The organism is Turicibacter sp. (assembly GCF_017941855.1).
Lineage (GTDB): Bacteria > Bacillota_I > Bacilli_A > MOL361 > Turicibacteraceae > Turicibacter > Turicibacter sanguinis.
Window position 1 is genome coordinate 15,813 of the sequence record NZ_JAGAVR010000120.1, and the last position, 24,075, is coordinate 39,887.

Below are 24,075 nucleotides of genomic sequence, written 5' to 3' on the forward strand. Positions count from 1 at the left end.
CCTAGTATTGATTCATTAAATCTCCCATGTTATATAACTGTGGTTTATTATGGGCAATAAACTCAGCTGCTTTAATAGCTTGCTTTGCAAATATTTTTTTTGATAATGCAGTATGTTTGATTTCAATAACTTCATCTAAGCCAGCAAAAATAACGATATGTTCCCCGGGAATGGTTCCACCACGAACTGAATGAATTCCAATTTCATTTTCTAAACGCTTTGAGTCATTTCCTTGACGGCCATAATTATATTTCATCGAATGATGGAGCTCCTCATTAATCGTACTCGCAATCATATATGCTGTTCCACTCGGTGCATCAACTTTTTTATTATGATGTTTTTCAATGATCTCAATATCAAAATTATCACTTAAAATACTTGTTGCCTTCTTCACTAAATCAAGTAACACATTGATTCCAAGCGATGTATTGGCCGATCTAAAAATCGGAATGATGCGTGCTGCCTCTTTAATCTTTTCTTCTTGCTTCTCACTTAACCCTGTTGTAGCAATAACAGCCGCCACCTGATTCGAGATACAATAATCAATTAAATCATCGACATTGCCCGCATTTGAAAAATCAATGATGACATCACATGAGAGGTTAACTTCCTTTGGTAAAGAGAAAACTGGATACAAAACGTCAATCTCTCCCGCTCGCTTATCAATTCCAAACACTAGCTCTACCCCATCTTGTTGTTCAATCAACTCACTGATAATTTGTCCCATCGTCCCTAAACATCCACTAAGTCCAATTCTAATCATGTTACTTCACCTCGTGCCACTTTCCATAAGCTGTAAGTTCTTCTTTAAGTATTTTTGCATGTTCTTCTGTCATCTCACATAAAGGTAATCTCAAAGTTCCGGCCTTCATTCCCAGCAAATTCATAGCTGTTTTGATCGGGATTGGATTTACTTCGATAAATAAAGCATCAATCAATGACTTCATCGCAAGTTGTAACCTTAAGGCTTTATTCGTATCACCTTGTAAATAACTCATGACTAGTTCATGCGTTTCTTTAGGTAAAATATTACTCACGACGGAAATTACACCGACTCCGCCAAGCGATAAAATGGGAACAATCATATCATCATTTCCACTGTACATCGCAAAATCAGAACCACATAATCTCATGATTTCAGCAACTTGTGAAAAATCACCGCTCGCTTCCTTAATTCCAATAATATTTTTAATCCCGCTCAGTTGTTTCACTACATGTGGTTTCAAATTAACTCCTGTTCTTGAGGGAACATTATATAAAATAATTGGAATCTTAACCGATGACGCGATAGCTTCATAATGTTTGATCAGTCCTAAATCTGTTGCCTTATTATAATAAGGTGTCACGACAAGCAAACCATCTACGCCAACTGATTCACAATACCGACTCAATTCAATCGCGTAGGCCGTATTATTGCTCCCACTTCCAGCAATGACCGGAATACGAGATTTTACAACTTCTACCGTAAACTTAATCACCGTTTTTCGCTCTGTATCACTCATCGTGGCAGATTCACCAGTTGTTCCGCAAACAATAATGGCATCTGTGGAATTTTGAATATGCCATTCAATCAAAGCGCGAAGAGCTTCGTAATCTACTTCCTCATTTTTAAACGGCGTAATTAATGCGACTCCTGCTCCAATAAATTTAGTCATCCTAGTTCAACTCTTTCTGCGTAAAAAGCTACATTTATAAGTATTTTAATAATTGCTGTGCAATTTGAACGGTATTTGTCGCCGCTCCTTTTCTTATGTTATCGGCAACTACCCATAAATTTAATCCATTTTCAACACTAAAATCACGACGAATTCGTCCGACAAACACTTCATCTTTTCCCTCAGCACAAAGAGCAAGTGGATATTCATTGTTTGCAACATCATCTACTACTACAATTCCCTCAGCCGCTCTTAATTTTTCAACTACCTCTTCTAATTCAAAAGGGTGTTCAAGCTCGACATTAATGGCAATACTATGTCCAAATCTAACAGGTACTCGAACTGTGGTGGCTGTAATTTTTAGGTTATTATCTCCAAGAATTTTTCTCGTTTCATTAACCATTTTCATTTCTTCTTTTGTATATCCGTTATCTAAAAAATCATCGATATGAGGTAGACAATTATAGGCAATCGGATGCGGATAAAATGACACTCTTTCTCCTTGAATATCACTTTCTAAATCCCTTAATCCTTTCACACCTGAACCTGATACAGCCTGATACGTTGAATAGACAATTCGTTTAATTTGATAAGCTTTATGCAATACTTGTAACGGCACGACGCATTGAATGGTTGAGCAGTTTGGATTTGCAATAATATAATCATCCTCCGTTAATACATTCGCATTAACCTCTGGCACGACTAAAGGAATCTTGTCATTCATTCGCCAAGCACTCGAGTTATCAACAACACGTATACCATGAGCCGCAGCAATCGGTGCATACTTTTTGCTGACGCTTCCACCTGCTGAAAATAACGCGATATCAATGTCTTTATTAAAGGAATCTGGTGTTAACTCTTCTACCGTGTAAACTTTTCCAGCAAACTCGATTTTTTTTCCAACCGAGCGACTTGATGCTAGTAGAAATAAATGATTAATCGGAAACTGACGCTCCTCGAGTACCTTTAAAAAAGTTTGCCCAACTAATCCAGTCGCCCCTACAATTGCAACATTTACTTTTTTCAAATTAATCACTCCCCTAAGTTATAAGCCTAATTCTCCGGCTAAAACAGCAACTGTTGTTGCCTTATCCTTTTTATTGATGGTATAGGAAATGCTGATTTCAGATGTCGTTACCTGTCTAAATGAGATATGATGATTAGCTAGAATTCTAAATATTTTTTCCGTTACTCCACTTTGATTCAACATTCCAACCCCAATCACTGAGACTTTTGTAATATCATCTTCAAGTTCAATGTCAATTTCTTGATACTGTTTTTTTAGTTGTTGCATGACTTCCTTGATGACATCATAATCGTCTGTTGATGCAGTAAAAGAAAGATTAACGATCCCATTAATCGGTCCCGTTTGACTAATCATATCCACATTAATATTCGCTTCTGCTAATTTTTCAAAAACTATTGCAATATTTTCAACCTTAAATTCAAGATTGCTGATAGTCACCATTAACACATCGTCACTGATACTTAATCCTGTAATGACGTTCTCCTCCATATTATGATCAACTCCCCTAATTGTTGTCCCCGTGATATCATGCTGACTAGATGCTACATAAATTGGAATTTGATATTTACAACCAATTTCAACAGCTCTTGGTTCCATGATTCCAGCTCCAAGACTCGCCATTTCCATCATTTCTTCATAGCTAATATCATCTAATTTCTTTGCCTCTTTATATAGACGCGGATCAACAGAGTAGATTCCATCGACATCCGTATAAATATGACATCCTCCTCGTAGTTTGGCTGCTAAAGCGACAGCTGTTGTATCGGAACCCCCACGACCAAGTGTTGTAATGTCACCTTTTTCATTCATACCTTGAAATCCTGCGACGACGACAACTTTTCCTTCTTTTAAATACGATTTTACTTTTTCAATGTCGATATCAATGATTTTATTTTTTGTATGAGGACCTTGGGTTTTGATACCAGCCTGAAATCCGGTTAAACAAATTGCATCCACACCGTATTCTTTAAGCGCCATCGATAATAAGGAAATGGATACTTGTTCCCCCGTTGATAAGAGCATATCAAGATCTCGTTTATCAGGATTAGTTGATATTTTTTTTGATAATTCAATCAAATCATCTGTGGTTTTTCCCATGGCTGAAACAACAACGACCAGATCATGTCCCTTTTCTTTTTCAGCGACTATTTTTTTAGCAATATTTTTGATTTTATCCGTACTTGCAACTGATGTGCCGCCATATTTATGCACTAAAATCCCCATTTAATTCCCCTCCTGTTTACCTCTTTAAACTTCTAGTGATAGAAGTTCTTCATATGTTTGACGACGACAAATTAATTGAGCCTCACCATCTTTCACAGCAACAACTGCTGCTTTTGGAATTTTATTATAATTTGAGGACATGGAATAACCATAAGCACCTGTTGAGGTGATAATCAAAATGTCCCCACTTTCAATCTTATTTACGTCAACGTCAGTTATTAAGATATCCCCACTTTCGCAACATTTTCCGGCAATCGTAACATGACGCTCGTTTCCTGATTCCATCCAATTTGCAATGGCACATTCATAAACCGCTTGATATAAAGAAGGCCTAATATTATCTGTCATTCCTCCATCGACACTAACATAAGTTCTAACATCTTTAATATCTTTCATTGACCCAACCGTATATAAAGTACTTCCTGCATTGGCAACAATTGAGCGCCCTGGTTCAATAATCAATCTTGGAATATCTATTTGTAAAGTTTCGCAAACCGTCTGGGCTTTTGTTAAAATTGCCTCACAAAACTGTGCAATCGATTTAGGTGCATCCTTCTCTGTGTAATAAACGCCGACTCCTCCACCTAAATCAACATCAGTAATCTCAAATCCAAATTGCTCTTTAATATCTTTTACGAGTGTCATCATAATCTCAACTTCATCTAAAAAGGGATTCACATCAAAAATTTGTGATCCAATGTGCGCATGCAAACCAATTAAATTTAAATGCTCATACTTATGAAACACTTCAAGACATCTTTGTAAGTCCCCATTCGATAAGGTGAATCCAAATTTCGAATCGATTTGTCCTGTTTTAATGTAGTCGTGTGTATGTGCTTCGATACCAGGTGTAATTCTTAAATAAACATTTTGTTGTTTACCACGTTTATGACACATTGTATTTAGCGTCTCTAGTTCATAGTAATTATCAACTACAAAAACACCGACACCATACTCTAAGCCCATGTTGATTTCATCAAATGTCTTATTATTACCATGAAACAAAACATGATCCATTGGAAAATCAGCTTTATAAGCAGTATACAGTTCACCACCAGATACAACATCAAGATAAAGCCCCTCTTCTTTAATCAGGTGACACATGTAAAGTGGCAAGAAAGCTTTTCCGGCATAAGCCACACGATTCCCTCGCTCCTCAACTTTAAAATGCTTCCTATAATCTTTGCAATTTTGTCTAAGTAGTGCTTCGTCAAAGACATAAAGTGGTGTTTGATAAGTGTTAACCAATGTTTGACAACTTACCCCTCCAATAAATAATTGTTGATTTTCAATGTTCATTGTTCCATGTAGTTTCATCCTAGACTCCTTTTTTCATTTTGATAAGGCACTAAAAAAGCCCCTCGAATACATTCAAGGGGCCTTTAATATACCGAAAAATCGGTTGGGATATCCTCAAATGTAGCACACCACAAAGTGATTTTTGTGACAGTGATGCATATCTTTTATGCACCCCCAGAGAATTAACCTTAAAGCGTCAGTTAATCTCTTCGGCGAATCTTCCTTTCCCAATAAGTCATCGCGCTTACCTCGTTATTAGTACTCTTAAGCCTTCGCAACCTCTACGTTTTAATGATGGTTTGAATAAGCACGTTTCATCATGCTTAATACTATTTAATTGTGAATTCTCTTTATTTTATGTCAATCATCCCCCCTTTATTCCGTTTGGATGTCATATTTTAGTATTAGAAAAAAAGTTATCCTCAATTAGGAGGATAACTTTTTCATCTTAAGCGACTTCAATTTCATTTGTATCGTACTGTTTTTCATTATCTAACTGGTGTTTAAAGACAAATCGGAAAATATATCTAACAAAGGGTTGAACAAAGAAAATTTGAGTAAAGAAAGCAAAGGGTAAGTTAATCACAATATTTTGGAACCAAGTAGCAATTAGTTCGCTTGTGAAACCGTGGAATAAAATAGTTGAAACTAATGACATTAAGGGACACATGAAGACAATAGTCGAGCAAATAAATACGGTTGTAATAATCACTTGGCTATCTTTTTTGAAATCAATCATACTAAAAGCAAGTTTTTCTGAAAGAGGACCTGCAATAAATATTTCAATAAGTAAGGCGAAGATGAATTCAATCGGAACGATTTTTAAAGAAGTAACAAAGACTTGATTTGACATTCCTCCCATTTCAATGGCTACGTTATAAAAGACGAATAAATGAACTGTAATAAAAACAGTTAGTACAGCAAAGAATAATTTTTGAATTTTTGTTTTTGGCATAGTATCTTTCCTTTCTTTTCGTAAAAGAACGCAAAAAAAGACACACGAAGTCACCTTGTACCGTAATCAGATTTACGTGCAAAGCACTACATGTGTCGTTTGTTCTAGTTCATTATTTAATTTTTTATAATTAGATTTTAACTCATTTAGAGACAAAAAGTCAATTATTTTATCGAATTCAATCATTTAAAGATACATTTTGAAAACGACTTTTGTAGTATGTTATACTTAATTAAAATCAGTTTTTTTGACAGCGAGGTTTTAGCATGACAATCGTTCACTCTTCAGAGGAGTTTCGAGAAGCGGTCCTTTATGAGTTAAATTTCAAGGCATTCCAAGAGAAGTATTGTAAAATTTTCAAAGATATTGAACATCCTGAAAATGGCTATTTCTTATTATACGAACGCCCTGGTTATTATGAGTTCGGGATTGCTGATTATACGATTCCCCATCATTTTACATTAAATTTTGATAACCCACAGCGACTTGTTCGATTTGGAACGGTTCACAAAGGGACAACAGAATTTCAAATTGATAATCAACCCATTTCTTCTTTTAAACCTTCTTCTTTTTTCGTTGTAGAAAAAGATTTAAAAGGGAAGCAGAATTGGACAAAAGGACAACATTTTCATGGTGCAGAAATCACGATTTATGAAAATTATTTCAATGATGTGATTCGCCCTTTATTAAAAAATGATTTTGATTTTGAGCGATTTGCAACAAACTATACGTATAATTATCTTCCACTTGAAGTCATGTCTATTTTACAAACAATGCAAACTTTATCCAACAAAAATATGCTCGATTCCTTAATGCTTGAAAGTTGTATTTTACAATGTATTTCGTTGATTATTCAGACAGTCGAGGAATCTGATGATAATACGTTTACGAAGCAACTTCATCATGGAAAGGTTCAAATTGGGAAAGATCGTTATCTTAATTTAAGTGCTAGGGATATTAAAAGTATTCAAAAGGCTCATGATATTTTAACTCAAAATATTTCTAACCCTCCAACGATTGAAACACTGAGTGAAATAGTTTTATTAAATCCACAAAAGTTAAAAGCCGGATTTTCTCATCAATATCATATGTCGATTGGAGAATTCACAACCTCTCTACGCATGACATTAGCGGCTAATCTGTTGTGTACAACGGATAAAAGTATTGCTGATATTGCAACTGAAACAGGATATCTTTATAGTAGTAATTTTATTAAAATGTTTAAACAAACGTATGAATGCACCCCACTTCAATATCGAAATAATAGTAGAAATTAAAAAACAGTTAGATGAACTCTAACTGTTTTTTATTTCTTCTTTAATTTGTAAAACATTTGAGCGTACGAGCATTGTGACTCCAAATACAAAGATGGCTGCCACGTAAATCAACCAGTAAATGTTCTGTGTCAACATCTCAATCATGCCTCCAAATAGAATCTGTCCTAGTGGAATGCATAATATTGCAAAAGCTGATCCAAAGGCTAAAATTTTTCCAAGCATAGCCCCATCAGTTGCTTGATATAAGTATGCAGCACTTAATACATTGGCTACACCTAGAATTCCCATGATGATCATCCCAAATACGGTAAATAAGATAACACTGATAAGAGCTGTGCTTAGTCCGTTTTGAAATAAGTAAACTGAGATTCCCATCATCACCATTGATATTGAGGTAAAGTACAGTAAATGGTGTACACGTTTGATGTGGAATTTTGTTGGTTTCGCGGTAATAATCAATCCTCCAATAATCATCCCAAGAGCAATGATTCCTTCTGCAATTCCATAAACTTGTGACGATAATCCGAATGTGACTTTAATTAAGTAAGGTGCCGCAACACTAAAGACTGGTACTAAAAAGAGATTATAAAATCCCGAGAATAAAAGCATGCGAAAAACGATTGGATTTTTATATCTTAAATAACGATAGCTTTCCTTCATATCCGTCACAAACACAGTTTTAAACGATTGTTTTTCCTCAGATTTTTGATGTGGAATATCTAAAAATAACTCAAGGATAGCTGAGAATAAAAAGCTCACCATATTTAGCGTAATCACACCTGTAATTCCGAAAAATCCATATAACATTCCGGCTAAAATTGGGCCAAGGAAGTTACTTAGTGAAGAGACTTGTTGAATAATCGCATTGGCGCGAACTAATTGATCATCTTTTACAACAATTGGAATACACGTATTCACAACAGGTTGATAAATGGTTGAAATAGCTGATAATATTACCATTACCATAGCAATCATCCAAGCACTGTCTTGCCCATTTAAGACAATAACTGAATAGAAAATTAATAAAATAGCACTTAATATATCAAGGCTAACCATTAACTTTTTCTTATCTCCACGGTCGGCTAAAATTCCCGCAATTGGTGACATTAAAACGACTGGAATCATTGAAATCGCAAGAATGGTTGCAAAGATACTCGCCGATCCTGTTAAATCTAATAAATATAATGACAAAGCAAATCGTTGAATCGAACTTCCAAATAACGAAATGATTTGCCCTAAAACTAAGATGTTAAAATTCTTGTGGTATAGTTTATTTGACATATTCTCTCCTTAAGCTTATTTGATACTAAAGTCGACGCAGATTGGATACTGCCCCGTTTCATCTAATTGTAACTTTGCATCAATCCCGTATAAGGTATATAAATTCTCATTAGTAATCACGTCGAGTGGTTTCCCACGGAAAACAACCTCGCCTTCCTTCACCCCAATTAAATAATCTGCGAACTTCGTCGCATTATTTAACTCATGTAAAACCATCACAATCGTGCGATTTTCCTCTTTGTTTAGTTTTTGAAGTAGCATTAAAATTTCTAGTTGATGCGCCATATCAAGATACGTCGTTGGTTCATCTAAAACGAGAATCTCGGTTTCTTGAGCTAGAGCCATGGCAATCCATGCTCGTTGACGTTGCCCGCCTGATAAGCTATCAACTGAACGCTCTGAAAACTCAGCAATTCCTGTTACTTTCATTGCCCAGTTTACCATTTCAATATCTTTTTCTTTTAATCCCCCCATCGCACTTTGATAAGGGAAACGTCCATAAGAGACTAATTCTTTGACTAAAAGGCCTGAAGGAACAATCGGACTTTGTGGCAGGACAGCCATTTTTTTTGCGATTTCTTTTGGTGCTTGCGCCTTAAGACTCACACCATCTAATTTGATTTCTCCCTTTTTAGGTGTGATAATACGAGCAATTGTTTTTAATAACGTCGATTTTCCACATCCATTTGAGCCAATAATCATCGTAATTTTTCCCTTAGGAATTTCGAGATTCATATTTTTAATAATATATTTTTGTTCGTATGCTACATCTAAGTCTTTAACTTCAATCGCGTCCATCTTATCCCTCCGGCACAATTTATTCTTTCATCATTAAGTAAATGAAATAAGGAACTCCTACAATTGAGATGGTAATCCCTACTGGAATTTCAATTGGGGAGAATACATTTCGTGAAATAGAATCTGCAAATAAAATAATGATACAACTAATCAAAGCTGAAACAGGAATTTGTCTTCTGTGTACTGGACCTACTAAGCGTTTAGCAATATGAGGTCCGAGTAATCCTAAAAAGGCAATATTTCCAGCAACAGAGGTTGCTAGTCCTGCTAAGGCAATGGCATAGAAAAATAAAATTTTACGTTCTTTTTCTACTTTAACACCAAGACCTGTTGCAATTTCATCTCCTAAATTTAAAACGTCTAACACTTTAACTTTCCAAATCGTTAAAGCTAAAAATAGAATCGCTAATGGAGTCACCAAATAGAAAAATTTCCAACTGCTTCCCCATAAGCTTCCACTCGTCCATGTTAAGACTTGATTATAATCTCCTTGCGCCATGTTTAATTGGTACAATGAGATAAAGGCATTAATTCCAACGTTCACACCAATTCCAGTTAAAATTAAGCGAGTTGGTGAGACGCCTTTTTTATAACTTAACCTATAAATTAAGGCTCCACTAATCACACTTCCGATAATGGCTACAACTGGCATGACAAATAATGCCGCGTCTCCAATCGCATCATAATAATTCGTACGTCCTGACGAAATTAACAACACCACTCCAAGTGCTGCTCCGGCATTAATTCCAATCATTCCGGGCTCAGCAAGTTCATTTCGTGTGACACTTTGTAAAATACATCCTGCTGTTGATAAACAAACAGCGACCACCATCGCTACAACAATTCGTGGTAGACGAATATCAAAAATCGTTGCATTTTGAAGTCTAGTTCCGTTTCCGAATAAGGTCGCTACAACATCTTGAAGTGGAATATTATAACTTCCCCAACTAATGGCGAGCAAAAAGATTCCGATTAGAAGAAGACTAATCATGATACTGACAATTATTAAACGTTTTTTCAAAATTAGCTCTCCTTTCTAACCATCCAAATAAATAATGGAACTCCTACTAAAGACGTAAATAATCCAATTGGCGTCTCGTACGGTTGATTAACAAGTCGCGCTAAAACATCTGCCCAAATGACGAGCATTGCCCCACCTAAAAAAGAAACCGGCATAATCACTCGATAATCAGTTCCTAAAAGTTTTCTAATAATATGTGGCACAATTAACCCAACGAATGCGATGTTTCCCGCTACTGCCACACATACTGCACACATCGGAATAATTAAAAGTAATGTGATCATACGAATTTTAACAGGATTTTCACCTAGTCCAATACAGACATCTTCCCCTAAATTAACGATGTTAATTTTCGGTGCTAAAAACAGGGCGATTATCGTAGTCATTCCTCCAACAATAAGCAGTAGCATGACACTGTTCCATGTCACAGCTCGAAAGCCCCCAGTTATCCAAAATGCTAAACTTTGTGATTTATTTGTAAGCAGAGCAATAACAGTTGCCATTGAAATGAAAAAAGTACTAAGAGCAGTTCCCGCTAATAACAAGCGTGACATATTCATGTTTCGAGCACTTTTCATACTAAAAGCTAAGACGAGTAATCCACTGATAATCGCTCCAACAAAAGCAGCCAGTGTGTTTCCAAGTAATCCGTATAAAGAGGAACTCATGCCAAGAAGCGCGATTGCAAATGTCGCGCCTTGAGTAATTCCCATTAGAGATGGTTCGGCAACAGGATTTCTTGTGACCCCTTGCATCATAGCACCCGTAATACCAAGAAGACCGCCTACAAAGGCGGTACTAATGGCTCTCGGTATTCGAACATCTCTAACTAATTGCATATCTAACACGTCTTCATAGTGGAAGATACTATCCCATACAGTTTGCAAAGGAATACTCTTTGCTCCTGCACAGATTGCAACAATTAGCCCGATTATTGCAACTATGCTACATCCTAAAACGAGAATAAATGTTTTTTTATTCATGCATACTCGCTAATAAAGATTGTACTTCTTCAACAAATACTAAGCGTCCAATTGGGCTATAACCTTGGTTAAAGTATGGACTCGCTGGTAATGTTACAACATTTCCATTTTTCACTGCTTCTGTGTTATTCCAGATGCTACTTGCTGTTAATGTCGCTAAATCTTCATCTGTTCCAACAGCAAAGATATAATCTGAGTTAATTTCTGCTAATCCTTCTAATGTGACAACTGGTAAGCTAATATTTTCTTGTTTAGGCATTCCTTCAGGTTTTGCTAATCCCATATCATTATATAAAATTGATCCTAAACCAGCTTGATCAAAGATAAATAAGCTTCCACCGCTTGCTAAGAATGATAAGTATGAGCTATCTTCACCATATGTTGCTTTAATTTGTGCTCCAACTTCTGCTGCTTTTGCTAAATAGTCATTAATCCATTCTGTTGCAACTTCTTCTTTTCCAAATACTTTCGCAACATGCATGAAATCTTCTTTCCAATCTACTTGTTTCATCTCAACCATAACAACTGGTGCAATTTTAGATAATTGATCATACATTTTCTCTTGTACTGTTGAAATGACAATTAAATCTGGATTTAAAGCAATAATAGCCTCAACATCCATTTCAGCTAACATACTATAACCTAAAATCTGTGCATTTCCTAATACATCTTCTAAGTAAGTTGGGAATTTTGTATAGTCATATCCATCACTATTTGCTGTTCCGATTACATCATATCCAATTAAAGCTAAGATATCACTTGCACCACTTAAATCAACGATACGCTGTGGATTTGCTGGAATTTCAACTTCTCCTTTAACATCTGTTACAACTGTTGTTTCAACTGTTTGATTTGTATTTTCTTCAACTGTTTTATCAGAACTTGAACATCCTACTAAACCAAACATTAAAGCGAATGTACTCATTATTAATAAAAGACTTTTCTTCATTTTATGATTCTCCTTTGTTATTTCTTCATAATGTCATTTAGTTAGCACTAGCTAACTGATAATTGGATTATACGAAACAAGTTTAGTTGAGACAAGTATTTCATCTTTTTTAATTATTTTATCATCTCATTTAATCATTAAATTGAATATATATTATATTATGGACTACTACAAACCAATTATTTACCTAAAAAGAAAAAGAGTGAAGTCACTCTTTTCATGACGTCACTCTTTTTCACTATGCTTCCCATTTATGATTTTTTATCCGTTCGTATTCTTCAAGCGTAATGGGTAAAATGGTTCCATGTTTGAATCCGTAAGGGAAGCTAAAACTTGCATCTGAACGTTCAAACTTCCCTTCTGAAATATCATCAGAAACAAATGGCACATATCCTTGGCCTGCCCCACGGACACCATAATAATCTAAGAACAAGCACCATTTTCCATCCTCTAAACAAACTGCTGTTGGCGCTTCATAGACATGTGTTGCGAGATCTGCCATACATTCATCAAACTTTTCAATGCGTGTGTAAGGTCCTGTCACTTGATTGGCTTTGAGCAGCATATTTTTAGCAGGATTCTCTTCACTTTTAACGAACATGTAGTATATCCCATTTTCTTCGTAAATCGCTGAATCAATGACACCACTATCCGATTTACGATAAAGAACTTCTGGTTTGGTAAAGTGTTCAAAATCTTTTGTACGACTGTAGTAAATACCTTTTTCTCCATTTGGATAATCATGGTGAGGTGATGACCAATGAAGAACGTAGTCTTCATTTTCTTTATCAAAAATAAGATCTGGTGCCCACATACATCCAAACTTATCATCCCCGATTTTAACAAGGCGTTGTTCTGACCAGTTTACTAAATCATCTGATTCCCAAACTGAGAAATATTTGCTTCCATTAACCGAAATTTCATACCATGAGTTATGATATTGATTACGCATTCCATAAGCTAGACTTAAGTCAGTAGCAAAAATATAAAATTTTTGGCGATCGTGACAACGGACAATCGTGAAATCACGAACTCCTTTATCTCCATAATAGGCCCATGCAATTGGACGCCCTTGATTGACTGCTTCCCAGTGAAATCCGTCTTTACTTAAACCAAAATGGACTTGTTCACCATCTGGTGTCGATTTTTCTCTAAAATGAACAAATAAATAAGCCTGCATCAAAAATCCCCTCTCTTTTAATACATGATTCATACATTTTTTAACATATCCCCTGTCCCATTTCGTACAATTCAAATACAACTTCATCTTACCATCATTTCATTTTTTTTAAAACCCCTTTCTTATAAAATAAATTAATGAAAATTTCCCATCCTAATATTATTCATTTTTTATCATACGGAGAGTTTTTATAATGAAAGAAATTATTACCGTCCCCATCCAGCTAGAGAGTTATGATGCGATTTTCAACGAAATTGATTGTCGACCTTTAAACATCCGAACAGTCAATGAAAATATTGACGCATTGTTAAAAGAGGCTCTTTTTAACAGAGATTTAAAACAGATTCCCGAGTTAAATCTGCATATCTTTTTACCTCATTCTATCAAGGATTGTGCAAAAGAAAATTTATCTGTAGAAGGAATTCAAAACTACTATCAATCTTTTTCAAATTATGAAAATCAAATTCGTCGACTATCAATTTTACGATTAATTTATTATGTATTGACTGCTTTAATTTTCTTTATTGTAAATTACTATCTTCAGATTTATTATCCCGAAACCTTTCTTAATACTCTCATTGACACATCTGCTAGTGTGATTTTATGGCAAGCAAGTACCATGATTTTTATTGATAGTAAAGATTTCAAACTTAATAAGAAATTAAATGAGCTCTTAAGTCATGTCTCTGTAACATATACTTATAAAGATTAATAATCGTTCACATCCTTTAGATAGTATGATTATTTCAGCCATCTTCTCATCTATATAGAAACAGAAATGTATGTCATTATTATAAATGAGTCTCAGTACCGGAGTCTTTTTGATACTTAGGTTTAACTATAGCCCAGACAAGTTTTCCAAGTGTGAAAAACTTGTCTGGACTTATATATCTTTACACCATCACTGCATCAAAATAGCTACACTTATCCCTTGGCACTTTTAAGTCGTCAATATAAAAAAGTATGATCTCACTTTACGATAAGACCATACTTTTTTTATTACTCTTTTACTTCTTCAATTAATTTACGAATTGTTTCTTCTCCAACTCGCCCTGGAATATAACCAAGGACCGTTCCATCAGGTTTAATAACAAAATTTGTCGGAATAGCCTGAATTCCATAGTATGACGCAATCATTCCTCCATCATCCATTAAAACTGGGAGTGTATATCCATTTTGTTCAATAAATGATTTAATATATTCTTCATCACCTTCTCGTCCAACATTAGGAGAGGCAATCGTTAAAATAGCAACGTCATCTTCATTAAATCCATATTCTTCGTATAATTGATTTAGAATCGGAAGTTCTGCCACACAATTTTTACACCATGTTGTCCAGAAAGTTAAATACACAATTTTTCCCTTGTAATCACTCAACTGATGTATTTTTCCAAACTGATCTTTTAGCTCAAAATCAATGGCTTTGATTCCTTCTTCAGCTGAGGTTTCTTCTGAAGTGTTGGTTTGATTTTCAATCGATTCAGCGTTTAAAACATTCATGCTTCCCCAAATCATGACTGCTCCTGAAATAATCAACACCGCTCCTCCTACGAGCTTAATCTTGTCCATGTTACATTTAATCCAAGTTAAGACATGTAACAATCGATTATAAAATAGTGCGACAATCATAAATGGAATGATAAATCCCATTGTATAAACCACAATGAGAACGAAACTTTGGGTAATTGACATCATTAAAACCGACGCAAGCATTGGTCCGATGCAAGGTGTCCAGCCAAAACTAAACGTAAATCCGAGCAGATAGGCGCTCAATATGTTCATACGTTTTGTTTGAATGTGCATTCTTTTTTCTTGATTTAAAAATGGAATTTTTAGCACTCCCATATAAAAGAGTCCCATGATAACGATGATAATTCCCCCCACGAGAGTTATCGTGTTTTGATATTTTGCTAAAAGTGAACTTAGCGATTGAAAAGAAAGTCCTAGTAAGATGAATGTTGTCGAAATGCCTAGTACAAAGGCGATTGTATTTTTAAACAATCCACTTTTATGAAATAATTTTTCTTCACTATCACTTGTTGATAATATTCCTAAGTAAATCGGTAAGAGAGGAATGATGCAAGGTGAAAAGAATGATAAAATTCCCTCAATTAAGACGATAATAATTCCCAAAACTTCCATTCAGTTTTTCCTCCTAATTTGGCTTATATATAGAAATACTCTACCAAATATTGTTTATTAAAACAATAAAGAATCATAACAAAAAAAACTTCTCAAAAAGTGAGAAGTTTTTTAATACTTATTTCTACCTATTAAACATGAGTCTCGGTTGCCAATTTTTTTTGGTACGAATATATCCTATCTTCAGGAGGCATATCATCGCCATCCTCACTTACTAGAGAAAATAAAAGTTTTCCAAATGTAAAAAACTTATCTGGACTTATATAATTTATGAGAAAAAGAGAATAATTAAAGATCCCCAAATCGTTAATAAAATATTACCAACAGCATACGGGATTGTATATCCAAGAACAGGAGCGTTGCTCTTCGCTTTCTCACAAACAGCTCCAAGAGCTGCTGTTACTGTTAAAGCCCCAGCTGTAGCTCCTAATGTAACCGGAGCTGAAAATTTGAATACATACTTTCCTAGAAGAATACCTGAGAATGTTGGAATGAGTGTCACGATAACTCCTGCTAATAGAAAACTCATTCCTGATTCACGTAATCCCGATATAAATCCAGGACCCGCACTAATTCCTACAATAGCAACAAATACCGCTAAACCAACATTACTTAAAAACCATGCTGTTCCTTTAGGGATGTTACCAACAGTCGGTCGACGTGAATGTAAAAATCCAAAAATTAATCCCATGATTAAAGCGCCACCGCTTGTTGATAAGCTAATGCCAATCTTTCCAAGCATTAAAGTTGGAATTCCAATTAAAGAACCTAACAAAATACCTAGTGCAACGAAAATCATATCTGTTTCATCTGTTTTACGAGCAACTTTTCCAATAACAGAACTCATCGCTTCTACTTCATTTTTAGGTCCCGTTAAAGTTATCACATCATGCTTTTGTATGATGGTATGATCATCATATGCTATTTCTTCCCCAGCACGTTGAATTTTTGAAATAAAAACATGGCGCGTTAAGACATCGTTATCAATATGCTTAACGGTTTTCCCATTTAATTCTACATTCTTCAAATAAATAGCCACAGATTCTGTTTCCAATCTAGTTAACTGATAATCCATAACTTCTGTTCCAATTTCAGCAAAATAAACATTCGGTAAATCTTTTTCTTTAAATACAATCGCAATTCTATCCTCTTTTTGAATGATCTCATCAGCCGTTGGGATTAATATCTGATTTGAACGTTTAATTCGTGCAATAAAAAGACGAATCGGTTCAGTTGACAGTTGTTTTTCAACCTGCTCTACACGTTGTCCAATAAATTTTTCATCTATCTTATAAACTCGATAAATAACTTCACCTGCACATGATTTCAGTAACTCATCCTCAATTGCTACACGCGAAGCATGGTCTAGTTTATTACTTTCTTCTTCTAAGTTAACGCCAAGTATTTTAGGGCCAAAAGTTGATAATACAAAAGCAGCTCCAATCGTCCCAAATATATAAGTTACAGCGTAACCAACTGGAACAAAGTTTATCATTTGAGTTTTGATTGTATCTTCAACAGGTAAATTTAAAATAGCATCTTGTGATACGCCAATAATAGCCGACTGAGTTAATGCCCCTGCCGCGAGCCCTGAAGCTTGTCCTGCATGATATGAAAATAATTTTGCGACAACAATCGTAGAAATCAATCCAATCACACAAACAAGAAACGTAAAAATAACTTGTGATAGTCCTTCTTTCTTAAGCCCTTTAAAAAATTGTGGTCCTGCATTATAACCAAGCGTAAATAAAAAGAAAAGAAAGAATACCGATTTAATCGTTGGATCAATCACAATATTCAACTGACCTACCACAACACCTGTTATTAGAACTCCCGTAACTGCTCCAACTTTAAATGTGCCAATTTGAATTTTTCCAACTGCATACCCAATAGCTAATGTTAAGAACAAAGCTAGTTCAGGACGAGATTTTAAAATATCAATTAACCACAACATGCTAACCACCTCTAACTACCATTTTATAAAAAATTGGACAGTGCCAAATTAAACCTATTATCTATCATCCCTTTACTTAATTAATACAATATTTAATAGATGTATCCTTCTTAATAAAGAAAAACGTATCTTCAAGTAAATATATTTATACAGTATCTCGACAAATAATAACATTTTCCGCACTTGCCAACATTGATTATAACATTATGGTATTTAAAGTCAAACAATGAAAATTCTTGAACTTAATTTTAAATTTTTATATTTTATCATATAAAAAGCACTTATCCAAATCTATAAATTTTCTAGATCCTGACAAGTGCATTCTTTTTTAATCATTTAAGAAAATATCTAATGCTGGATTAGCATTCCCGCTTTCATCAAATAAAGCTTGATTTGCCCACGAGTTTCCTAGCTCACCTTCATCATTAGCATATTTAGCCCCCGCCTCTTTAGCCCAGGCAACATGAGGAATTGGCAACCATGATGGTTCCCAGTAAATAAGACCAACCCCACGATTATCTCTGACACTTTTAATGATATTAAGTAAGGCTTCTAAGTATTCCTTTTGTCCTTCTTTGGTTGGTTCATAAGGAACATTTTTGGCAAGCTCTTCATCAACAATCATCCCATTACATCCAAGTGAGTCCGTTGTATAACAAAAAGCTGTTTCTGCAATGACAATATCTTTATCAAATCTTTGGCTAATATCGTTCATATTAGCTAACAATACTTCAAGACTGCCATTCCAATAAGGATAATACGACATGCCAATTAAATCGAAGTCGAGTTCATACTTTTTAACACTGCTAAACCATTCTCGATATAGTCTATTATCCGTTCCATAATCTAAATGAAGCATAATTTTGATTGTTGAATCGAATTCTCTAACGGCCGAAATCCCTGCTTGAAGTAGGGATTTCATTCCTTCTAAATTAGAAATATGCCCGTCTCCCCATAAAAATCCGTACGTAATTTCATTTCCAACTTGCACACATGTCGGTTGAATACCATTTTGTTTTAATGTTTTAAGTGTCTCTAGCGTATAATCATGCACGGCGTTTTCTAAATCTCGGCCAGTCAAATCAGTCCACGCTTTAGGTTTCACTTGTTTTTTAGGATCTGCCCAAAAATCACTATAGTGAAAATCTAAAATAAAATCTAATCCACTTTCAGTTAAACGTTTAGCTAGATTGATTGTTGTTTCTAAGTCATTCGTTCCCCCACCATAAGGTGCCCCTGTTTCATCATAAGGATAATTCCAAAGTCTCAATCGAATAGAGTTAATTCCTTTTTGCTTAAATAAGTCAAAGATATCCATTTCTTGTCCGTCTAAATAGTATTTTGCTCCCTCTGATTCAAGTTCTTGAAGCATTGAAACATCCATTCCTTTTATAAAATTCATTATTATTCCCCCTTTTTGTTTCCATCTTAGTAGATTAAAATCACTATAACACCGCTTACAATTTATGTCAATACTAAAAAAAAACACCTATCTCTTACGAGATAAGTGTTTTTAAGAGTAAAAATTACTCAGCAGCAGCTTCAACAGCTACTTCTTCAGTTACTACTTCTTCAGCAGCACCTTGGTTAGCTTCGATGATTCCGTCAACCATTTTACCAACGATTAAACGTACAGCGCGGATTGCATCATCGTTTGCAGGAATTACGTAATCAACATCATCTGGATCACAGTTAGTATCTACGATACCGAATACAGGGATGTTTAATTTACGTGCTTCAGCGATTGCGATGCGCTCGCTACGTGGGTCAACTACGAACATTGCAGCTGGTAATTCTTTCATTTCGCGGATTCCGCCTAAGAATTTATTTAAACGTTCCATTTCTTTACGTAAGTTGATTACCTCTTTTTTAGGTAATACTTCGAAAGTACCGTCTTGTTCCATAGCTTCTAATTGCTCTAAACGTGCAATACGAGATTGGATAGTTTTGAAGTTAGTTAAAGTTCCACCTAACCAACGTTGGTTAACCCAGTATTGTCCACCACGGATAGCTTCTTCTTTGATAGCTTCTTGAGCTTGTTTTTTAGTCCCAACGAATACTACTTTTCCACCATCTTTAGTTACTTCTTGCATTGCTGCATAAGCTTCATCGATTTTTTTAGATGATTTTTGTAAGTCGATGATGTAGATTCCGTTACGGCTTGTGAAGATGTATTGTTTCATTTTTGGGTTCCAACGACGAGTTTGGTGTCCGAAGTGTACCCCAGCTTCTAATAATTGTTTCATTGAAATAATTGCCATAATTATTTCCTCCTAATTATAATTTTGTTTTACTACCACATACTTCATTGTAAATGACCACTATCTACATAGCACTTGACCACTTACTCCATATGTGTGATGAATATTTTCAACTTAAATATTCTACCATGATATTTAAAAAATTTCATGTAAAATTTTTAAATTTAATTAAATTTTGTACCATACTTGGATATTTTATACGAAATTAGGATAAAAAACAAAAAACTGTAAGTCATTTGAACAAGTATTCAAACAACTTACAGCTAGATTGACTTAAGGTTACGCTATTTAACCCCATTAATGATATCGGCCATTAATCGATTATAGTTTTCTCTTTGAGTATGTTTATTACCAGGTAGTATTCTGTCTTCTATTACAAGATCGTCTAATGTTTTTGCATCTAGTTCGTGCATTTCATAATAACTATCCTCATCATAAAGATTCATTAATGTTTTTCCGATTTCAAAAAGAGGTTCATAATGTGGTCCGTTAGAAAATCCACGGAATCGTGATTTGGGAACATAGCTATCTGTAAAAAACACTGATTTTGCTAACCAGCCTTTTTTACCATATCCTCGTCTTGTCGACATCGTCAAAGCATGGTTTAAATAATCTGTAAACTCAGTAAACGGTCCAGTTTCAAGTTTAATTCCGACAATCGGATACCAAAGTCCTTTAATCTTACCATTATTCGTTCCTGATGAGCGATAAAAAGCCAACGTTACTCGCTCTATTCCATAACTGTATTTCACATCAACATCAATTAAACCAATTACCCTAAATGGCTCTAGATTATAAATATTCGCTCTAAAACTTTTAAGATGAATTTTTTGTATCTCAACCTCACTAATCACATTAATCCCCTCCTCTTCCTTTTTTTTTCGTTGATGAATCTGTTTTACTTTATTTAAATCCTGTCTAATCTCATCGATACTATGATACTTTGCCCTATCTTTTGAAATACCTAATAGTTTTTTAAGAAACTTTTCTTCTTCATCATATAAATCAAGCTCGTCATACCATGGTCTTTCCAATGTTTCAAGTCCATTATATGTCGTGTAGTAAAGATGAAGAAGGAAATCAGCTAGATACCAGTAATCAACGGCTTTAACATAGCGCTGATCATCTACATATCTTGCAAGCCCAAAATCAATAAGCGCTAACTCTTTATTGTCTTTGACAATAACATTAGGTAACCTAATATCGCGATGCACAATATTTTGTTCATGAAGTGGTTGCAAAATATCAAGTAATTGATCCGCAATATGATAGATTTCATCTTTGGTAAAAACTTCTTCATTTCGTCTTATGAGTTGATCAAATGTTTTTCCTTCAATATATTCAAGAATATATCCTTCAGTTGACCCCTCTTTAAATTTTCCAATAAATTTCGGAATAGCTGGATGATCTAAACTTTTTAATATCTTTTCTTCATAAAACAGTTTTTTTCTCGTTTCCTTAAGCATATCTTTTTTTAATTGTTTAATTACAACTTTTTGAGATTGCTCATTTGTTGCCAAATAAGCAATCCCATATCGACCTTCACCTAGTCTTTTTGTCACTTTATATCCGTTAATAGACTGATTTTTTTTAAAATGTTTATCCATAATCTCACGGCGTCAGATTTAACAATTAAAATCTAGACCAACTTTGTGACTGACTACGTGAGCTATTTGAACGGCTTCTTGAATTTTGAGAACGGTTTGATTGTGAGCTTTGTGAGCGACTAAATCTAGACCAACTTTGTGAACCACTGCTCATTGAACTTAGAGAGTGGCCTGATTGAAAACTTTGAGAACGACTGCTCATTGAGCTTTGAGAGCGGCTTGATTGTGAACTTTGAGAACGACTAAATCTTGAACTTTGTGAACGGCTTGATTGTGAGCTTTGTGAACGGCTTGATTGTGAGCTTTGTGAACGGCTTGATCTTGAGCTTTGTGAACGGCTTGATCCTGATGTAGTACTAGTGCGTCGCCCACTTCTATAATATCCGTTTCCTCTGTGTGCATTTGCTTGATAATAATTCATAAAGACACTCCTTTTTTGTACTAAGATGCCGACGCGATAACTTCAATTATCTTGCCGACAATACATCTTATGAATTAAAAATCTTTTAGTATAGGTAGGTGACCTCTTTAGAAGAAAATGGACTTTAAATAGAAAAATCATTGAAAAGAATTCTAACACCACTAAAGTATAATTTTTTTGACGATGAAAAACTTCTATGGACTTATGCATATACTAAGAGTTAGAATTTAAACTTGGAGGTTATATAATGAAAGAATTTGTATGTGAAGTCTGTGGGTATATCCACAAAGGAATCAAAGCCCCTGATAAATGTCCTGATTGTGATTCGGGTACTAATTTATTTACGATGATTGATAAAAATCCTGAAGCTACTAAACGAAAAAAGCAAAGAGAGAAAGAGTTGGCTCAATTAAAAGCTCAGTCTAAAAATAAGGCTAAATCTAAGGGCACATCTAAATTTAAATCAAAATCTAATGTTACATCTAATTTTAAAGCTAAAAAGCGATGAGTTTCTTCTCTCATCGCTTTTTTAATTGTTCATATTCTTTTAACCCTGCTTCTGTTAAGTAAGGTTTTAATAAGATGAGATGCTGATTGATATAGGCATCTTCTATTTCTTCTGTTAATTCTTTAATATCTAAAATCCACCCAATGTGACTTAATAAAATGAATTGAATGACAACTTCTATACTTTCATCATCCACGTTAAGTAGACCATTTTCTCGAAGTTTTTTCATTCCATCTATCACGTTTTGTTTTACATCAATAGAACGACGTCCCTGTTCTTCAATAAATTCAGGAAGTTCATCTCCAATTGTTCGATCATTAAAGTAATATTTCTCATTAAACAGAGTACGAATCATATGACGAAGTAAGTTCATTAAATCGGATAATGTTTCGACTGCATGTTCCTCATTTAATGTTTCATAAACTTCCTGGTGGATGGCCTGAATAATATCTTGCTTCTTTTTATAGTGATACGTTAGATTTCCAACGCTAATTCCTAGTTCATTTGAGATGTCACGCATTTTAACTTGATGATATCCTTTCTCGTTAAATAACGCTCTTGCTGTGATAAGTATCTGACGCTTTTTATCCATATCCCATCTCTCCTTTTGTTAATGCCAATGTTAACAAAATTTGATTTTGTTTTCAATGGAAATGACATGAAATACAATGAGCTATTTTAGATAATTTATTGCACAAAATTACATGACTTTTAAAACATTAAAGTTTATCAAGCAGTCTAAGTAATCATAGGCATTAAAAAACTAGTGACCGAAGCCACTAGCTATCTATATCATTTTTTAAGGGGGTAAATCATGACATACTTTTAAATTAATCTAATAATGCAACCGGTGTGCTTTCCACTGCTAATACATTGAATGTAATGTTGTATTGAGATGCTTGGTGGGCAGCTCCAGTGTAAGCATAGTTGAATAATCCATTATTGAAGTTTTCTTCTGTGTATTCTAATACTTCAACCGCTACTGTTTCTAAATGTAAGATGTAATATAAACCATTGTGAACGATAATTGATCCACGTTTTCCAATTTCAGCTAAGTTACGAGCATTTTGTCCATCAGTTAATTGGACCACAACTTGATCAACTCCATCTTCATGTTGTTGATATTGCCAAGCTGCGATTGTTGAGAATCCAACTGTTCCCGTAGGATTAACTGATAAAATTTGAACATGAGCTGCTGATTCAGGAGCTATATACCCCTCCTCTTGGGTCGTTGCTAATGATGCTAAGTCTGATGATACAGCCACTAAGCCAGTCGTTGCTTCTGTTAAAGCATCTCCAGTTAATGTTGTTTTTGTTGTTGATGCTGATGTATATCCATCAACGATTTCTTTATTTCCTTCAGAAGCTGCTGTTTCTGCTTCAACTTCAGGAGTCTCAGTTGTTTCAGATACTTCAGGTGTAGATGTTTCTTCAGGTTGAGCTGTTTCATTAGAACACGCACCTAATGATAACGTTAACCCGAATACAGCTAATAAACTAGCTAACTTTTTCATACTTCTTCTCCTCCAAAAA

General features: G+C 34.7%; 22 protein-coding genes and 1 riboswitch. Of the genes, 3 read left to right on the forward strand and 19 right to left on the reverse strand.

Annotated elements, in window-relative coordinates; all coding sequences use genetic code 11:
* Position 1 precedes the first annotated feature (1 nt).
* The 6 genes from dapB to J6D32_RS12935 all read right to left on the reverse strand — a co-directional run bounded on the left by dapB (position 2) and on the right by J6D32_RS12935 (position 6,160).
* Positions 2-763 (reverse strand): 4-hydroxy-tetrahydrodipicolinate reductase, encoded by a 762-nt coding sequence (gene dapB, locus J6D32_RS12910; RefSeq protein ID WP_006784778.1) that lies wholly within the window; start codon positions 761-763, stop codon positions 2-4.
* 1 nt (position 764) lies between these two features.
* Positions 765-1,655 (reverse strand): 4-hydroxy-tetrahydrodipicolinate synthase, encoded by an 891-nt coding sequence (gene dapA, locus J6D32_RS12915; protein ID WP_287467745.1) that lies wholly within the window; start codon positions 1,653-1,655, stop codon positions 765-767.
* A 34-nt stretch (positions 1,656-1,689) separates the two neighbouring features.
* Entirely contained in the window at positions 1,690-2,682 is a 993-nt protein-coding gene (locus J6D32_RS12920) for an aspartate-semialdehyde dehydrogenase (protein ID WP_006784780.1), read from the reverse strand.
* An 18-nt stretch (positions 2,683-2,700) separates the two neighbouring features.
* Positions 2,701-3,906 carry an aspartate kinase gene (locus J6D32_RS12925; RefSeq protein WP_006784781.1) on the reverse strand — a complete coding sequence of 402 codons (1,206 nt, stop codon included), beginning with the start codon at positions 3,904-3,906 and terminating at the stop codon, positions 2,701-2,703.
* Positions 3,907-3,930: 24 nt separating this feature from the next.
* The gene (lysA, locus tag J6D32_RS12930; RefSeq protein WP_006784782.1) at positions 3,931-5,223 is read right to left on the reverse strand and encodes a diaminopimelate decarboxylase; all 1,293 of its coding nucleotides are present in this window, start codon (positions 5,221-5,223) and stop codon (positions 3,931-3,933) included.
* 95 nt (positions 5,224-5,318) lie between these two features.
* A riboswitch (Lysine riboswitch) is annotated at positions 5,319-5,497 on the reverse strand.
* A gap of 156 nt (positions 5,498-5,653) precedes the next feature.
* The gene (locus J6D32_RS12935; RefSeq protein ID WP_132942531.1) at positions 5,654-6,160 is read right to left on the reverse strand and encodes a DUF2798 domain-containing protein; all 507 of its coding nucleotides are present in this window, start codon (positions 6,158-6,160) and stop codon (positions 5,654-5,656) included.
* Positions 6,161-6,426: 266 nt separating this feature from the next.
* On the opposite strand from J6D32_RS12935, the gene J6D32_RS12940 reads away from it, so the two are divergent.
* The gene (locus J6D32_RS12940) at positions 6,427-7,437 is read left to right on the forward strand and encodes a helix-turn-helix transcriptional regulator (protein ID WP_006784784.1); all 1,011 of its coding nucleotides are present in this window, start codon (positions 6,427-6,429) and stop codon (positions 7,435-7,437) included.
* Positions 7,438-7,455: 18 nt separating this feature from the next.
* Here the strand turns inward: J6D32_RS12940 and J6D32_RS12945 are convergent, their stop codons facing one another.
* From J6D32_RS12945 to J6D32_RS12970, 6 genes are all read right to left on the reverse strand, one after another.
* Entirely contained in the window at positions 7,456-8,718 is a 1,263-nt protein-coding gene (locus tag J6D32_RS12945) for an MFS transporter (protein WP_006784785.1), read from the reverse strand.
* Positions 8,719-8,733: 15 nt separating this feature from the next.
* Positions 8,734-9,516 (reverse strand): ABC transporter ATP-binding protein, encoded by a 783-nt coding sequence (locus tag J6D32_RS12950; protein WP_006784786.1) that lies wholly within the window; start codon positions 9,514-9,516, stop codon positions 8,734-8,736.
* A gap of 19 nt (positions 9,517-9,535) precedes the next feature.
* The gene (locus J6D32_RS12955; RefSeq protein WP_006784787.1) at positions 9,536-10,537 is read right to left on the reverse strand and encodes a FecCD family ABC transporter permease; all 1,002 of its coding nucleotides are present in this window, start codon (positions 10,535-10,537) and stop codon (positions 9,536-9,538) included.
* A gap of 2 nt (positions 10,538-10,539) precedes the next feature.
* Positions 10,540-11,520: a FecCD family ABC transporter permease gene (locus J6D32_RS12960; protein ID WP_006784788.1), complete on the reverse strand. Its 981-nt coding sequence runs from the start codon at positions 11,518-11,520 to the stop codon at positions 10,540-10,542.
* On the reverse strand, positions 11,513-12,469 hold the full coding sequence (locus J6D32_RS12965; RefSeq protein WP_006784789.1) for an ABC transporter substrate-binding protein: 957 nt from the start codon (positions 12,467-12,469) through the stop codon (positions 11,513-11,515). The genes J6D32_RS12960 and J6D32_RS12965 overlap by 8 nt, the downstream gene beginning before the upstream one ends.
* A 238-nt stretch (positions 12,470-12,707) precedes the next feature.
* Positions 12,708-13,649 (reverse strand): glycoside hydrolase family 43 protein, encoded by a 942-nt coding sequence (locus J6D32_RS12970; protein ID WP_055164495.1) that lies wholly within the window; start codon positions 13,647-13,649, stop codon positions 12,708-12,710.
* Between the two features lie 193 nt (positions 13,650-13,842).
* Here J6D32_RS12970 and J6D32_RS12975 point away from each other — a divergent pair, with 193 nt between their 5' ends.
* Entirely contained in the window at positions 13,843-14,361 is a 519-nt protein-coding gene (locus tag J6D32_RS12975; RefSeq protein WP_006784792.1) for a hypothetical protein, read from the forward strand.
* Between the two features lie 287 nt (positions 14,362-14,648).
* On the opposite strand, the gene J6D32_RS12980 is transcribed toward J6D32_RS12975, so the two are convergent.
* From J6D32_RS12980 to J6D32_RS13000, 5 genes are all read right to left on the reverse strand, one after another.
* Complete coding sequence (locus J6D32_RS12980; protein ID WP_287467746.1) at positions 14,649-15,791, reverse strand: redoxin domain-containing protein; 1,143 nt, start codon at positions 15,789-15,791, stop codon at positions 14,649-14,651.
* 268 nt (positions 15,792-16,059) lie between these two features.
* Entirely contained in the window at positions 16,060-17,745 is a 1,686-nt protein-coding gene (gene aspT / locus J6D32_RS12985; RefSeq protein ID WP_006784794.1) for an aspartate-alanine antiporter, read from the reverse strand.
* 328 nt (positions 17,746-18,073) lie between these two features.
* A complete protein-coding gene (locus J6D32_RS12990; protein ID WP_155232190.1) occupies positions 18,074-19,147 on the reverse strand; it encodes a glycoside hydrolase family 53 protein in 1,074 nt (357 codons plus the stop codon).
* 124 nt (positions 19,148-19,271) lie between these two features.
* On the reverse strand, positions 19,272-20,006 hold the full coding sequence (gene rpsB / locus J6D32_RS12995) for a 30S ribosomal protein S2 (RefSeq protein ID WP_006784796.1): 735 nt from the start codon (positions 20,004-20,006) through the stop codon (positions 19,272-19,274).
* 284 nt (positions 20,007-20,290) lie between these two features.
* Positions 20,291-21,613, reverse strand: a complete 1,323-nt coding sequence (locus J6D32_RS13000; RefSeq protein WP_006784797.1) for a serine/threonine protein kinase — start codon at positions 21,611-21,613, stop codon at positions 20,291-20,293.
* A 668-nt stretch (positions 21,614-22,281) separates the two neighbouring features.
* On the opposite strand from J6D32_RS13000, the gene J6D32_RS13005 reads away from it, so the two are divergent.
* Entirely contained in the window at positions 22,282-22,542 is a 261-nt protein-coding gene (locus J6D32_RS13005) for a rubredoxin-like domain-containing protein (RefSeq protein WP_006784799.1), read from the forward strand.
* A gap of 10 nt (positions 22,543-22,552) precedes the next feature.
* Here J6D32_RS13005 and J6D32_RS13010 read toward each other — a convergent pair whose 3' ends face one another.
* Positions 22,553-23,134: a TetR/AcrR family transcriptional regulator gene (locus J6D32_RS13010; protein WP_006784800.1), complete on the reverse strand. Its 582-nt coding sequence runs from the start codon at positions 23,132-23,134 to the stop codon at positions 22,553-22,555.
* Positions 23,135-23,372: 238 nt separating this feature from the next.
* Positions 23,373-24,056, reverse strand: coding sequence for a hypothetical protein (locus J6D32_RS13015; protein ID WP_006784801.1), 684 nt, complete (start codon positions 24,054-24,056; stop codon positions 23,373-23,375).
* Positions 24,057-24,075: the final 19 nt, after the last annotated feature.